Consider the following 15,027-nt stretch of genomic DNA (forward strand, 5'->3'; position numbering starts at 1 on the left):
CACAACGTTAACTCTCACACTCATGAGTCAGCGTGTGCGCCATGTTTTAAGTGGCGGAGTTTTAAGTGGCGGAGCGCCTCGATAAAGCTGGCTTCTTTAATCGGTTTGACGATGATGTAATCCGCGCCTGCTTGGTAAAAAGCGTCATGCACGCTGCCATACGCATCGGCCGTGCAAGCGTAGATGGGGACACTTAACCCGAGCGTTTGCCGTATGGCCTGCGTTGCTTCCACACCACCAAGATTGGGCATATGGTTATCCATCAACACCAAGTCATACTGCACTTGCTGAAGGCGCGCTAATGCTTGTTCTCCATCTTTCACCCACTCCACCTCAATATGATATTTATGGCAAAATGCTTGGGCGACCATAGCATTAATCTTATTATCCTCAACCAATAAGACGCGCTTGATGCCGAGCGACACAGGATCGAAAGGCACGTTTTCTGGCGCCTTGGCCGGTTTATTGTCCACCAAGGTGAGCGGCACCTCGACCACAAAGCGGCTGCCTTTATCTGGCTCACTGGTCACATCAATGTCACCTTCCAGTAAGTCTAATAGACTTTTAACAATCGACAGGCCCAGGCCGCTACCACCGTAAGTCCGCGTCACACTGGAATCCGCTTGTACAAAGGGATCGAACAAAGACTCAAGCGCCTGCTGGTTCATTCCTATCCCGGTATCACTCACTACGAGACGCAATGTATATTGACGCAATGGAGATTGATCTGACGAATTTTCCTTCCCGTCTGTTTTTTCTACTTCACGTTGCGCTAGGGTGACCGTCAGCCCAACCTGCCCTGCATGAGTAAATTTTATCGCATTACTCATTAGGTTGAATAAGATTTGTGTGAGGCGGGACTGATCCGAGCGCACCATGGTATCAGCCGCAATCGGTGCATCGATATTCAATAAGATAGACTTGCTTTCACAAAGCGGTGTGTAAATGTTCTCCACCGTGCGAATGATATCTTGGAGATAAAACTCCCCATACTCGATGGTCATTTTACCTTGTTCGATCTTAGACAAATCGAGGATATCATTGAGCACTGTGAGTAAGTGCTCACCACTTTGGTATAAACTACCAAGTAGGTCTTTTTGTGCCTTATCCTCGGCTCTATCATTTAATATTTGCGTGATCCCCAAAATGCCGTTAAGCGGCGTGCGTATTTCATGGCTCATCTTGGCTAAGAACTCTGATTTAGCGCGCGCGGAGGCTTCCGCTGCTTCTTTGGCTCGCTGGCTTTGTTGCTCGGCTTCGATAAGAGATGTAATTTCTTGACCTTGGCCGATCACCGCTTTGACTTGGTTATCAACCATTAAAGGTGCAAGATTCCATCGGTAAACGCGACGGTCAATCTCAATATTGACCCCTTTGAGGATGGTCCCATTAACCGCGCGCTTTAGATGAGGAGAGATGGCATACATAAACTGATCATACAACCAGCTTGATGCATGGATTTGTTCGTCATAGTTCAGCTTTAACTTGGCTGCTGGATTGATACGGGTGATAGCAAAGTCCGTGTCCCAAACAATAATCGGTGATAGCGCGTAATCAAATAAATCTTGTAGGGAGCGCTCTTTTTCGTGCAGCGCATGAAAAGTCGACTCTAGAGTTTTGCCGATGTGATTAAACTCTTCAATATCGGATCCGGCAAACGGCAAGGTACGTTGACGTGATCGCGCCCCTTGGCTATATCGCATTAGCCTATCGAGCGAATCCGCAACCCGGGTTTTCACAAAACGATTGACCCAAAAAGCAGCGATAATAATAATTAGGGTAGTGAGCAATAAGTTGATGCCCATTTGCCGCTGTAATGTGACAACATTGTCATTACGTTGCGCCGATAACAATGAAATTTTGGTCGACTCACCGCCGATGCGAAGCTTGGATTGGCTCACTAAATAGTGCCGAAACGCTTGACTGCTCTCCTCGCTCGGCAACGTTAACGCCTTGCCTATGTCATCGTTACCACTAAGAGTAGATGCTAAGGTTGCATTGTCTGCCGATAGCCATACCGCCTGAGTGTCACTGGCACGCTGCAAACTTTTCACAAACGAAAAGTTGCCATTCAGCATCACGACCACATACAAATATCCGCCGAGTTTACCGTTTGATTGAAAAACGATCGGCGTTTTCCGCATCAGTAAATAACCTTGCTCTGTATCCGTGGTGACAGTGGTTAAGGTCCAACGATTAATACTTCGTAATTGCAAACGCAGCTGATCCAACCCCTCATTATCAATACCGTGAAACAAGCTACTACCATCATGCCATAACACACGGTCGTCTTTAGCGATAAAACGAAAGTCAGGGGTATTTGCAACATCTTGTTGCTCTTGTTCGATAAAATAGTCATCAAGTGCGTCACTGTCTTCACTGGCGACCAGTGACTGAAGTGTCATACTTGCAGCATTGGTATTTTGGTGAATTTGCAGTGCCGTTAAGCGACTATCAAAGACGTTTTGCAATAGACGAGAAGTTTGTGCCAAAGTACGGCTAATCTCTTGATTAATCCCCGCTAAGGTCAACTGGTAACTTTGTATGTAAACGCCCGCGGTCACACATAAGAAGAAGACCACAATCAAGCGAGTCAGTAATTGCGAGAGTGATAATTTAGGTGAACCAAAGGTGGGCATGATCTAATCCGAGTATCTAAATGCATGTTGCTTAAGTTTTTCTATTCGATCCGGATCATCATATTGAGTGACGACGTTAAACCGACCTGAGTACACAACGGGCACAGCTTTTTGTTGTAGGTCGCGTTTGATGGCTTCAGCCATCGCCACCCCGGTATCATCGTTCATACGCATCACGGTTGCGTCTAGTTGTCCTGACATGACAGCATCCAATTCAGCGGACCCGCCTCCCCAGCCGTTAACACCAACTTCCTCTCTTCCCAACTCTTCAAGCGCTTTGATTGCCCCAAACGCCACATCTGTCGCGCAAGCATAAATAAAGTCGAGTTGCGGATTATTGTTTAACATCGCTTTGGCTGCCTGATAACCAGAATGTTGGTCACCTTTGGTGTAATAAGCCGAGACCAATTGACTATCACCATGGCGACTCATGGTTTCAATAAAAGTGTCCCCACGTGCATCACTCACATAACCTTGAGAAAAAAACAACACCGAGTAATTCGCCCCTTTCGGATAACGCGTTTGATAATAATCAGCCAGTAGCTGACTGCCGCGCTGATGGTCAAACCCCACGTAGAGAAAAGGCTGATTACCTTGCCACGCTTTTACCGGTGTGGTGATATTTTGCAATATGAGCTTGGTTTTTTTCTGTGATAGCACATGATTAATAAACTTACGGTGACGAACACTGTTTAAGGTAAACACAAGATAGTCGGCACCGTCACGCAGCGCCGCATACAAAGACGCACTTTGTTCTCGTATGTCGTTGTTCGGTCGTGTTGTGACTTCTCTTAACTGATAAGGAATATTAAGCGCTTGTAAGCGACGTTCGAACGCTCGCACATTACGCTGCCAATAATCAGAGATTTGTTGACCCGGCACGACCACTGAAATTTTTATCGGTGCCAGCGCACGTTGCATTGGCGCAGGATCGGCTTGCACTTGTTTATCGAGTGTTGCCGTCAGCGCTTTTTGCTCAGGATACCGTGCAAGAAACTCGTCATATGACCAATAGCCATTTAACGACGCTTGCGCACTCGGCACCGTCGCCAACAACATGATACCTAGCAGGTAATGATACATACTGATGGGCCGAATATGATGTCTTGTGCGTAAACTCACTTTGGGTTTCACAGCCTTTTTTTGATGGTCGATTTCAGTTGTCAGCTTAGCGAAACCCAAGCGAATACGCAGCGACAAAATGCAGAAGCGTGCTTGAACAGGCAAAAAAGCTGCAACAACGCCTACACTTCTCTTGGGTTTATCTAGCTATTGAGACAAAAATAATGAAAAGAACACTCAAATCGGGAGGGGGGGGCGGTAACACAGAAGGCAGTGTTACCGCAGAGGGATGACTGGTCGCGTTTTAATCGACGCGCAACGTTTGCAACATCGATTCGGGCAGCGATAGATCATCATTTTTGTTGACGGTCACACCTGCATCTATGATTGCACGAGCAATATCTTTGGCTTCATTCAACGAATGCATCTCATAAGTACCACATTGATATTCGTTAAGCTCCGGAATTTTATCTTGCGAAGGAACAATAAGGACATCTTCCATCGCAAGCTCCCATGCTTTAGCAACCTCCGACTCTTGGGGCTCGCCAATCAAGCTCATATAAAAACCGGTGCGGCAGCCCATCGGCGAGATATCGATGATCTCCACCTTGTCACTATTCAGATGATTGCGCATAAAGCCAGCGAAAAGGTGCTCCAAGGTATGGATCCCTTTTTCGGTTAAGTGCTGTTCATTGGGACGACAAAAACGCAAATCAAACACAGTGATGGTGTCACCGCTGGGCGTTTGCATGGTTTTTGCGACCCGTACCGCCGGTGCATTCATGCGGGTATGGTCAACCGTGAAGCTATCTAGTAGTGGCATCTTTCCTCCTTCATTCATCACTGCGGCCTTAAAATGGCCACCAGCTCAGATTGTCTTCTAGTCGTTGCCGGCACCCTTTTAGCTGCCAACCGTAGTCCTTTGCTTGTTGTTCGACTTTACGCGCCACCCGTTTGAGCCCAGGTTTTCGCTCAAATGAGCCACGTTGAAATCCGCCTCTTCCTTCATGGTAAGCTAAATATTGCCGGTAAACATCCCATTGCGACACCCCAAGCTGACGATGCGTTTCTGATGTGTACCAGCCTATAAACTGTAACGCATCGGCAAAGTCGGTGCGAGAGCCGCCATTGTCTGTGGCTTTTTGATAGTCTGACCACGCGGGGTCTTGTGCTTGCGCATAACCATATGCGCTGCTCACTCGCCCCCAGGGTAAAATGCCTAATACATAGTCACGTGGAGGCAAAGCATCGTGAACGAACGCGCTTTCTTGCTTCACAAATGCCATCGCGACCTGAATAGGCGTCCCCCAGCTGTCTTCCATCTCGACGGCCGCCTCAAACCAGTCAGGATTTTGCTCAAAAATCGCACAGACATTGCTGGGGTTATCCGGTGGCGGCGTCGCGCACCCGGGTAACAATATCATGGCGGTGATTATTCCTAATCGGTTGAGAATACGCGTCCTGCTCATCGCCATTATTCCAGTTACCAGCTTTCTGCCATCGGCACATCTTTGAAATAAGCGTTTAGAAACTGCTCAAAGCTTTGCGTGTCACTGGCTTCTACCGCTTTTTGACGTGCCATACTGTCTTCGGCTTCTCGGAGAAAGTCGACATCACTGTGAACCTGATACGGCACATCAGCCAATGCCTTCTTGTGCTCACTCGCCAAGCTTAGGCCAACACCACCAATTCCGCCTTGCGCAATCACGTCTGCCAGCACACGCCCTGATAAGGTTAGTTCGGGGTTATCAAAACACGCAATCATTTTGTCGCATACGCGCTCATAGCGGCTATCACCAACGGTCTGGTCCATCACTTTGGCTAATTGTTTCAGCTCTGCCATCACCTGACGTCCCCACTCGGCCTGAGTTAGGGTACCGCCATTGCATCCTGTGGTTAAGGTTAAGCCGGGTTTTCGCCCTTCAAGTACAATTTTATTCCAGTTATCCCGCCAGCAATTCAGTTCCGGATCGGACATGGGGTCGGAGGGCGATAACGCACACCAAGACACAAATAAATCGAGAAAATGCACTTGATCTTCTTCAATGCCAATAGGGCTGTAAGGATTCACATCCAGTGAGCGGACTTCTATGTACTCTACTCCGCCGCGGCTTAGTGCTTCGGTCGGCTTTTCGCCGCTTTCCGCATTACGCTTTGGTCGAATCGGAGCATAAAGCTCATTCTCAATTTGCAGCATATTGGTATTGAGTTGTCGATAGGTTTCACCGTCACGAATCCCCAACTGTGCAAATTGCTGCGAAGGGGTACGAATAGCGCGACGTAATCCTTCTAAATATTGCTCTAATGTATTAAAGCCTATTTTCAAGTCGGCTTGGGCGTTGTTGGTATAGCCTAAATCACTCAAACGCAGGGACGTTGCATACGGCAAGTAACAGGTTCCCGATGGCATATGCTCAAACGCCAGCGGACTGTCAGTATGTTTGATAAAGGATCCACACAAAGCCGGTGATGCTCCAAACAGGTAAGGGATCATCCAACCATGGCGGTAGTAATTACGGATCAAATCAAAATAGCCTTGTGTCACCGCAGCTTGGCTAACAGTCTCTGAGTGATACAGGTGCTGCCAAAACGCCTCAGGGAGTGAGATATTAAAATGCACGCCCGAGATCACTTGCATCACACTGCCATAACGGTGCTTGAGTCCCTGCCGATAAAGCGTTTTCATCCGACCAATATTCGAGCTGCCATATTGCGCCAAAGTAATATCGTCTTCCGATGCGACCACACAAGGCATTGACATCGGCCAGAGCTGTTCATCATCCATCTGTTGATAGGTAAAACGATGAATATCCTGCAACTCGTCTAACATCCCTTTCACCGAGGTGTTGACTGGGGTAATAAATTCCAATAACGACTCGGCGAAATCGGTGGTAATCCAACGATGCGTCAATGCGGCGCCAAGTGCGTCTGGGTGCGCAGTTTGCGCTAAGTGACCATTCGGTGTAATACGAAGTGCTTCACGCTCGAGCCCTCGGGCTATCCCCTTTAATGCGTCTGGGTTTTGCGCTAAACGCGCTAACCGCTGGGTGAAATCAGTCAAAATGTATCTCTTATTTGTATGCTGCGTGGTGGTCAATATAAACAAGCTATTGCTCAAAAGCCATCACGCAGCGGGGTAAGTTTATCCAACCGGTATTAACGGTAATCTAACGCCAGCCTATTGACTGGCAAGCCAAGTTGACGCAGATCCCCTTCCAAACGCTCTGCATCGCCAACCACGATGATTTGGTAGTCGTTAGGATCGAACCAGCGCGATGCTTGGGCATTTAGTTGTTGGCGTGTCAGTGAATACAGCATGGCTTTTTGGGCTTCACGATAGTCATCATCCAAATTAAACGCCTCAATGTGCGCAATCAAGCCCGCTTTTTCCCACGGTGTTTCATAATTGAGTGCATCCTGCTGGCCGCTCGATTGACGTAAATAGGCAAGCTCTTGCTCAGTAAATCCATTTTCGTGCGCGTGGGCCATTTCTTTCCAAAGCTCTTTAATGGCCTCGGCACTGGCATCCGCACGCACATCGGCACCGACTTCAATGGTCCCAGTTTGACGACCACCATACACAGCACTGTGGGCGCCGTAGGTGTAACCTTTATCTTGGCGTAAGTTTTGGTTGATGCGGGCATTAAAGTTTCCGCCGAGATTAAAGTTAGCTAAGCGGGTTTTAAACATGGGGCCGGTTGCGTCGTAAGGCATGCCATGACGTATCATACGAATACTGGTTTGTGGCGCTTGTGGTTTATCCACTAACCAAATTTGTGGACTTTTTTCGTCTCGAGGCACGGGCCTTGCAACTTGAGCATGCCCCTCAGGAGTCGGTTGCCAAGGTTGAATCCGGTTAGCGAGATTGATCGCATGCTCACGGGACAAATCACCCACCACGACAAGCTGACTTTCTTTCAACACATAATGCTGTTGATAAAAGCGTTTAACGTCGGCAAGGGTGAGTGCGGCAACGTCTTCTGCCACACCACCTTGCGGGGCACGGAAGGTTGCATCTTGATAAAGCAATTGGCTAATAGCCTGATCTGCCAACCAGCCCGCATCGTCGGCGCGTGACGCCATTCCCTCTAATGCTTGTTTTTTGAGCCGCTCAAAATCTTGCTCCGCAAACGTCGGTGCACTGATCACCTTATTCACTAATTGAAGCGTCTCTCCCAGATGCTTTTTCAAGGATGTCACGGTCAATGTCGTATGATAAGCCTCTGGATTAACACTCATCTGACTGCCAAGCTTATCTAGCGCTTGGGTTAATTCCGCGGCCGACATTCCCGCGCCGCCTTCTGTGATCATACTAGCCGTGAGCTCGGCGATACCACGCTTATCATTCGGCTCCATCAACACACCTGCCGGCAAGCGAAGTTGCAAGGTCACCGTGGGGGTCTCGCGACTGACGGTGCCTGCCAGGTGAATACCATTGTCGAGCTCCGCGCGATAAATAGTAGGAACATGGACAGTCACGCTTCCATTCGGGGGCGGGATCAGGCTGCGGTCAAAGCGTTCAGGCGTGTTGCGTAACGCCAGTGTATCCGCATTATTTTGGCTAGCGACGTGGCGATAATCAGGGCGCTGATAGACAAAGTTTGCCGGATGAGCGACCAAATCTTGACGCCCTTCAGGCACCACACTGAGGTTAACCGCAGGTTGATTGCTTACCCACTGTTGATAACTGTCCATCACCTTTTGAGGCGTTACAGCATCCAAACGGGCTAGGCGTTGTGTCAGTATGCTTGCGTCGCCATGTAACGTATAGTCACTGGCCAGTTGTTCTACTTTGCCATCGACGCTTTGTAGGGCAAAAATGTTATCCGCTTCTACCATGGCTTTGATTTGGCTAATGTCGTCTTGGTCAACGCCTTGCGCCGCAAATGTCGCCATGCTCTGGCGCAGTAGCGTGCGCACCTCAGCTAACGACTGATCTTGACTGCCGACACCATAGATCTCGAAGGTGCATGCAAGCTCACCGCACTGATGCGATGCGCCTGCACTAAGCAGTTTTCCCGTTTGCACCAATGATTGGTAAAGGACACTATCTCGCCCTTGTCCCAACACATTGGCCAGGACACTCAGACGCGTACTGGTGTCTGTCTCAGGCGTACTGGTGGGGAAGCTCATGATCAAAACAGGCTGCGACACTTTATCTTCTAAAGTGACAAATCGATCGGCTTCCAGAGTGACAGGCTGAGGGTCTGCCGCGGGGATAGTTGGCCCTTGCGGGATGTCACCAAAGTACTTTTTCACCCACGCTAAGGTTTGTTGTACATCAATATCCCCACCAATGGTCAAGGTGGCATTGTTGGGACCGTACCAACGTAAGAAGAATTGCTTGAGGTCATCGACATCAACGCGGTCTAAATCTTCCACGTAACCAATCACCGGCCATGAATAAGGATGACCTTCGGGGTATAGCGCTTGATTAATGGTTTCGTTAACGCGGCCATAGGGAACATTGTCTATCCGAAAGGCTCGCTCGTTTTTCACCGTATCACGCTGCACTTCAAACTTACGCTGCGACACGGCATCCAACAGAAAACCCATGCGATCGGATTCTAACCAAAGTACACGTTCTAATTCATTAGCCGGCACCGTTTGATAATACTGGGTAGTATCGCGGTTGGTCGAGCCATTGTTATAGCCACCGACTTCTTTGATACGCTTACCATGATCGTCAACGTGCTCTGAGCCTTCAAACATCATATGTTCGAAAAAGTGCGCAAAGCCGGATTTGCCAGGCTCCTCACGCGCAGAGCCAACATGATAGCGCATGTCGACACTGACTAAGGGATCGGAGTGGTCTTGGTGCAGCAAAACAGTCAGCCCGTTATCGAGCGTAAACTGTTGATAAGGCACTTGGGCACTGCCCGGTGGTGGCGAGACTGTTTTTATCCAGGTCACCCCCTTTGGCGTTGCAGGAGGCGATGTTTCCAGTCGCTGACACCCTGTCAGAACGGATAAAACGAGAACAGCGACGAACAATAAGCGTTGCATATGATGATTCCTACCCAGTGACCCAATTAAATGACCAAACAATAACCATGTAACGCGATGCTTTGGCGATAAAGATAACCGCCCAACACCATGATTGACGCAAACGTAGCCAACCGGCGACCACGCACAAAGGGTCGCCAATGATGGGGACCCAACTCAATAATAAAGCCGCATAACCATAACGTTGTAGTCCCAAGTGCGCACGACGATGCCAGCGTTGGTGCGGCTGATAATCCGGAATCCAACGGCCGATGGCATAGTTGGTCATGCCTCCAAGGGTGTTTCCGACGGTCGCAATAGCTACAATTACGCCATCAGCAAACTGTTGCTGAGTTAATAAGTAAACCAAATTCGCTTCTGAACCACCTGGCAACAAAGTGGCACTCAAAAAGCTGGTGACAAACAGTGTCGCCAACGCCGACCAGTCGTCCATGGTTGTTACGACGACGGCATTTCTAATACTCGCTTACCGCGTGTATGACCAGACTCGAGCGCTTTATGGGCTTGCGCCCCTTGTTCTAGAGGGTAGACAGCGGCAATATCAATATGAAGCTCGCCTTGATCAAGCATGTCAAGCAAGCGCTGAGTTTGCCAGGTGTTGGGCTCAACCAGCATCCCCGTGGCTTTTAATCCTCGCTCGGCCGCAGCAGCGGTGATCATATCACGTGTATTGGTCGGCACAGTGACCACACGTCCACCGGTTTTTAGGCTCGCAAGTGCTTCAATGCCCGTATCGCCACCGACCAAATCAATCAGTACATCAAACTCGCCCTGCGCTGTCGCCCAATGTGCCTGGTGATAGTCTATCGGTTTCGCATCCAGCTGGCGCAAAAATTCATGGTTGCCCGGCGATGCTGTCGCATACACCTGAGCCCCCGTTCTTACTGCTAATTGTACCGCAAGGTGGCCCACTCCCCCGGCCCCCGCCAAAATCAGTATTTTTTCGTCACGGGTGAGTTTGACATGCTCGAGCGCTTGCCACGCCGTGAGCCCGGCAAGTGGTACCGCGGCAGCATCCACCATTGGGACACTGGGTGGTACCGTGGAAAGCAGTCCGGCGTCGGCAGCCACATACTGGCTATATCCCCCTCCCTCGGTCGGGAAACCAATCATTCCTGCCACGCGATCACCCACATCAAACTTACTTTCGTTGGTGCCGTTTGCCACCACCACACCGGCCACATCGTAACCGGGTACCCAAGGCAGCTTATCTTGGTTATGTTCCGCCGCCCAACCCAGTCCGGCACGGGTTTTAGCATCGATCGGGTTCACGCCCGCGGCTTTTACCTGAATTAACACCTGCTCTTCCGACGGTGAGGGGATAGCACGGTTTACTGGGGAGAGAACCTCTGGCGCACCGAATTCGGTAATCGCAAGAGACAAGTTATTCGACATATTGACTCCTTTCGCATGCCATTATGCTTTCATGGCGCAGGTAATAAATTTGATAGCGCAGATAATAAAAAAGCACAGGGTCATCGCAACGCGTAAACCCCTAGTCTTAACAAAAACAGCGACAGACTCAATGCCTGCCGCTGTTTTCTTTTCACTGTTCACGTGTTTTGTTTTTGCTACGGTTTGTCTCTACATTCACATCGCACGGCTATCCGACTAACGCCAACAATATCCCCGCTGCGACAGCAGAGCCAAGCACGCCAGCCACATTCGGCCCCATCGCATGCATCAGCAGGAAGTTATGTGGATTGGCATCCAGTCCAACCTTATTCACCACGCGCGCAGCCATTGGCACGGCAGAGACGCCGGCCGCACCAATCAGTGGGTTGATAGGATCGCGGCTAAACCGGTTAAGCAGCTTCGCCATTAAGACGCCCGTTCCGGTGCCGATGCTGAACGCGACCGCTCCGAGCACCAAGATCCCCAAGGTTTCAAACTGAAGAAACTTATCCGCTTCTAGCTTGGAACCAACGGCAAGCCCCAAGAAAATGGTCACAATGTTGATCAACTCATTCTGCGCAGTACTCGATAACCGATCGACGACGCCACACTCACGCATCAGATTGCCCAGACAAAACATACCAACCAAGGGCGTTGCGGAGGGTAAGAATAAGATCGTCATCATCAAGACCGCTAAAGGAAACAGCACTTTCTCCGTTTTCGAGACATGACGCAGCTGTTTCATTTCAATTTGGCGCTCTTGTGGCGAGGTGAACAACTTCATGATCGGCGGTTGAATAATTGGCACCAACGCCATGTAACTATAGGCTGCGACTGCAATCGCGCCAAGAAGATCCGGCGATAGTCGGCTAGCCAAGAAGATGGCCGTCGGCCCATCCGCACCACCAATAATCGCAATTGATGCTGCATCTTGAAGGCTAAATTCCATGCCTGGGACCAGATTGAGCAAGATAGCACCAAACAAGGTAGCAAAAATGCCAAATTGCGCCGCCGCCCCTAAAAGCAAGGTACGCGGGTTAGCAATCAAGGCACCAAAGTCGGTCATCGCCCCCACCCCCATAAAGATCAATAACGGGAAAACCCCCGTATCAATCCCGACATGGTAGACGTAATACAACAAACCGCCCGGCTCGTTAAAACCCGCGTTGGGAATATTCGCCAAGATTGCCCCAAACCCGATGGGCAACAGAAGCAAAGGCTCAAACCCACGTCGAATCGCAAGAAAGAGCAGCAGACAACCGACGGCCATCATCACCAGCTGTGGCCACTGGAAATTCGCCAGTCCAGTTTCCGACCACAGGATCATTAATCCTTCCATGCTGCCCTCTTATCCTAAATGTAAAAGCGGCATGCCGACAGTCACGGCGTCGCCTTCTTTTACTTGTACATCTTGGACAGTGCCAGCATGCGCAGCCCTGACTTCGGTTTCCATCTTCATCGCTTCTAGGATGATCAGAACGTCACCTTCTTGTACATGCTCACCGGCGGTCACCATGACTTTAAAGATATTACCCGCTAACGGTGCGGTGACTGGCTCTGCGTGGGTAGATGCCGGCTGTGACACCGGGGCACGCGGTGCTGTAGGCGCATTGTCGACATCGTTAGCAGTTTGGATCGCGCCTAGTGCGCCATCGGGACCGACATCCACTTGATACACCTGGCCATTAACGCGCACGCTGTAAGTTTCAACCTCAACTTGGCTCGCTGGGCTAGCCGCGGGCGTTGCTGGCGGCGTGGAGTCTCCGGTGGGTACCGGTTCAAACGCATCAGAATTGCCACGATTTTGGAGGAATTTCCAACCCACTTGTGGGAACAAGGCGTAAGTGAGGACATCGTCAATCGTCTCTTCCGCCAAACTCACACCTTCTGTCGACGCTTTATCGGTTAATGCCTGCGTCAAGTTTTCCATTTCGGGGGCTAATTTATCCGCCGGACGGCAGGTAATCGCTTGTTCACCGTCAAGCACGCGCGCTTGTAATTTTGCATTGACCGGTGCGGGGGCTTTTCCGTATTCGCCTTTTAACAGCGCAGCAGTCTCTTTAGTAATGCTCTTATAACGCTCGCCGGTCAATACATTAATGACCGATTGCGATCCGACAATTTGTGAGGTCGGCGTAACTAAGGGGATATATCCTAAGTCTTCACGCACCCGCGGGATCTCGTCTAAGACCTCATCCATTTTGTCAGCCGCGCCTTGTTCTTTAAGCTGGCTTTCCATGTTGGTCAACATACCGCCGGGCACTTGCGCGATCAAAATACGTGAGTCGACGCCTTTTAACTGCCCTTCAAATTGGGCGTATTTTTTCCGCACGGTACGGAAGTAAGCCGCAATCGATTCAAGTTTATTCAGGTCAAGATGAGTTTCACGCTCGGTGCCTTCAAGCATCGCAACAACGGTTTCAGTCGGGGTATGCCCATAAGTTTGGCTCATTGAAGAAATGGCCGTATCCAGGACATCTAACCCCGCTTCTACTGCTTTAACCGCCGTTGCTGTTGATAACCCTGTGGTCGCATGACAATGCAGCGACAGGGGAATATCACAGGTCGATTTTATGCGGCTCACGAGCTCATACGCTTCATAAGGTTTAAGCAGGCCGGACATATCTTTGATGCACAGAGAGTGACAGCCAAGATCTTCCAACTGCTTGGCTAAATCGGTCCAGGTATCCATGGTATGCACAGGGCTAGTGGTGTAAGAAATCGTTCCCTGAGCGTGGGCACCTACGTCCACTGCCGCACCCACAGCGGCTTGAAAGTTACGCACATCATTCATGGCATCAAAGATGCGGAATACATCCATACCGTTGGCATGAGCACGTTCAACGAACTTGTATACCACATCATCGGCGTAGTGGCGGTAACCCAAGAGATTCTGCCCACGTAAAAGCATTTGCATCGGGGTATTAGGCATGGCTTTTTTAAGCTCTCGTAACCGTACCCAAGGGTCTTCACCCAAATAGCGAATACAGGCATCAAAGGTCGCGCCACCCCATGTTTCTAATGACCAGAACCCAATCTGATCGAGCTCGGCGGCAATCGGCAACATATCGTCCAAACGCAGACGTGTGGCAAACAACGACTGATGGGCATCACGCAATACCACATCGGTAATAGCTAACGGCGTAGACATAACAAACTCCTTTTTATATGTGCCTTACCACTCAACGATGGCGTTGGCGGTACTGCTGGACAGCGACAGTGATCGCGGCAACGACATCGGGCGATACGTTTTCCGATGCAGGTTGTGCGTTAGGCTTAGCGGGTGCCTTAGCAGCAGCTGGCGGGGTCGGGTCACCAAAACGTTCTAGTTGGTGGACCAAAAAAATCAACGTAGAAAGAAACACAAACACCACAACCATACCGGTCAGCATCAGCGTCAGTGCTTGTTCTAAAAGCGGGCCTAAATCCATGGTTGTCTTCCTTGTTACTCACTCTTACTGGCAATGATGCGCGGATGGCCCGTTATTATTCATTTATCTTGGTGGCCATTTCATCATCGGCGTTCAAAATACTAACAATTCGCATAAATGACAATCTCGTGTTGTGTTTTTGTTACCTGACAACACGGGTCATGATGCACTCATCGCACGCGAACAACCGCCACTCGTAAAGGCGTATTTATCTCGTCCAAGTCCGTTAATCGCGCGATGAAACGTCCTGGTACATAGAGGGTTTTGACGGTTTGGCTATTAATAGAGGCGCACTATGCCATTTTTGGAAAAAGCGTTTTTCCAGTATCACAACACGCTGTCCAATAGCGATAGCGAAAATAATAAACAGAAAAGTCGATTTGGGTGACAATGAAAAGATAGCGAAATGGAAATAAGGAGAAGGAAGAGGTAATGCAAAATGGCGCGTCCGGGAGGATTCGAACCTCCGACCGCCTGGTTCGTAGCCAGGTACT

The 15,027-nt window shown here is 49.8% G+C and carries 12 protein-coding genes; all 12 read right to left on the bottom strand.

The annotated features are described in order from the left end of the window. Positions 1-20: 20 nt before the first annotated feature. Positions 21-2,639 (bottom strand): LuxQ periplasmic sensor domain-containing protein, encoded by a 2,619-nt coding sequence (locus HLG76_RS09785; protein WP_175993555.1) that lies wholly within the window; start codon positions 2,637-2,639, stop codon positions 21-23. A gap of 3 nt (positions 2,640-2,642) precedes the next feature. Next, the gene (locus HLG76_RS09790) at positions 2,643-3,722 is read right to left on the bottom strand and encodes a substrate-binding domain-containing protein (protein WP_175993556.1); all 1,080 of its coding nucleotides are present in this window, start codon (positions 3,720-3,722) and stop codon (positions 2,643-2,645) included. A gap of 283 nt (positions 3,723-4,005) precedes the next feature. Then, complete coding sequence (gene luxS / locus HLG76_RS09795; RefSeq protein WP_021022068.1) at positions 4,006-4,524, bottom strand: S-ribosylhomocysteine lyase; 519 nt, start codon at positions 4,522-4,524, stop codon at positions 4,006-4,008. A 28-nt stretch (positions 4,525-4,552) separates the two neighbouring features. After that, positions 4,553-5,170, bottom strand: a complete 618-nt coding sequence (locus HLG76_RS09800) for a hypothetical protein (RefSeq protein ID WP_077576460.1) — start codon at positions 5,168-5,170, stop codon at positions 4,553-4,555. 14 nt (positions 5,171-5,184) lie between these two features. Further along, positions 5,185-6,762, bottom strand: a complete 1,578-nt coding sequence (gene gshA / locus HLG76_RS09805) for a glutamate--cysteine ligase (RefSeq protein WP_021022070.1) — start codon at positions 6,760-6,762, stop codon at positions 5,185-5,187. Between the two features lie 95 nt (positions 6,763-6,857). After that, complete coding sequence (locus tag HLG76_RS09810) at positions 6,858-9,707, bottom strand: pitrilysin family protein (protein ID WP_077773566.1); 2,850 nt, start codon at positions 9,705-9,707, stop codon at positions 6,858-6,860. 10 nt (positions 9,708-9,717) lie between these two features. Continuing rightward, positions 9,718-10,140, bottom strand: a complete 423-nt coding sequence (locus HLG76_RS09815; protein ID WP_021022072.1) for a YqaA family protein — start codon at positions 10,138-10,140, stop codon at positions 9,718-9,720. Positions 10,141-10,145: 5 nt separating this feature from the next. After that, positions 10,146-11,102 carry an NADP-dependent oxidoreductase gene (locus tag HLG76_RS09820; RefSeq protein ID WP_077576444.1) on the bottom strand — a complete coding sequence of 319 codons (957 nt, stop codon included), beginning with the start codon at positions 11,100-11,102 and terminating at the stop codon, positions 10,146-10,148. 208 nt (positions 11,103-11,310) lie between these two features. Further along, positions 11,311-12,441, bottom strand: a complete 1,131-nt coding sequence (locus HLG76_RS09825) for a sodium ion-translocating decarboxylase subunit beta (RefSeq protein ID WP_021022074.1) — start codon at positions 12,439-12,441, stop codon at positions 11,311-11,313. A gap of 9 nt (positions 12,442-12,450) precedes the next feature. Next, positions 12,451-14,253 (bottom strand): sodium-extruding oxaloacetate decarboxylase subunit alpha, encoded by a 1,803-nt coding sequence (oadA, locus tag HLG76_RS09830; RefSeq protein WP_175993557.1) that lies wholly within the window; start codon positions 14,251-14,253, stop codon positions 12,451-12,453. A gap of 31 nt (positions 14,254-14,284) precedes the next feature. Continuing rightward, positions 14,285-14,533 (bottom strand): oxaloacetate decarboxylase subunit gamma, encoded by a 249-nt coding sequence (locus HLG76_RS09835; RefSeq protein ID WP_021022076.1) that lies wholly within the window; start codon positions 14,531-14,533, stop codon positions 14,285-14,287. A 226-nt stretch (positions 14,534-14,759) separates the two neighbouring features. Continuing rightward, positions 14,760-15,027, bottom strand: a 268-nt coding sequence (locus HLG76_RS14800) for a hypothetical protein (RefSeq protein ID WP_217706540.1), incomplete at its 5' end; no start/stop codon positions are given.

Origin of the sequence: Salinivibrio sp. EAGSL (assembly GCF_013366455.1) — a bacterium.
Lineage (GTDB): Bacteria > Pseudomonadota > Gammaproteobacteria > Enterobacterales > Vibrionaceae > Salinivibrio > Salinivibrio costicola.

Excerpts from the sequence above, each read along its gene's own strand:
- HLG76_RS09790 (WP_175993556.1), bottom strand. The coding sequence starts at position 3,722 with ATGTATCATTACCTGCTAGGTATCATGTTGTTGGCGACGGTGCCGAGT.
- HLG76_RS09825 (WP_021022074.1), bottom strand. The coding sequence starts at position 12,441 with ATGGAAGGATTAATGATCCTGTGGTCGGAAACTGGACTGGCGAATTTC.
- HLG76_RS09815 (WP_021022072.1), bottom strand. The coding sequence starts at position 10,140 with ATGGACGACTGGTCGGCGTTGGCGACACTGTTTGTCACCAGCTTTTTG.
- HLG76_RS09800 (WP_077576460.1), bottom strand. The coding sequence starts at position 5,170 with ATGAGCAGGACGCGTATTCTCAACCGATTAGGAATAATCACCGCCATG.
- HLG76_RS09785 (WP_175993555.1), bottom strand. The coding sequence starts at position 2,639 with ATGCCCACCTTTGGTTCACCTAAATTATCACTCTCGCAATTACTGACT.
- HLG76_RS09810 (WP_077773566.1), bottom strand. The coding sequence starts at position 9,707 with ATGCAACGCTTATTGTTCGTCGCTGTTCTCGTTTTATCCGTTCTGACA.
- HLG76_RS09835 (WP_021022076.1), bottom strand. The coding sequence starts at position 14,533 with ATGGATTTAGGCCCGCTTTTAGAACAAGCACTGACGCTGATGCTGACC.
- HLG76_RS09820 (WP_077576444.1), bottom strand. The coding sequence starts at position 11,102 with ATGTCGAATAACTTGTCTCTTGCGATTACCGAATTCGGTGCGCCAGAG.
- luxS (WP_021022068.1), bottom strand. The coding sequence starts at position 4,524 with ATGCCACTACTAGATAGCTTCACGGTTGACCATACCCGCATGAATGCA.
- oadA (WP_175993557.1), bottom strand. The coding sequence starts at position 14,253 with ATGTCTACGCCGTTAGCTATTACCGATGTGGTATTGCGTGATGCCCAT.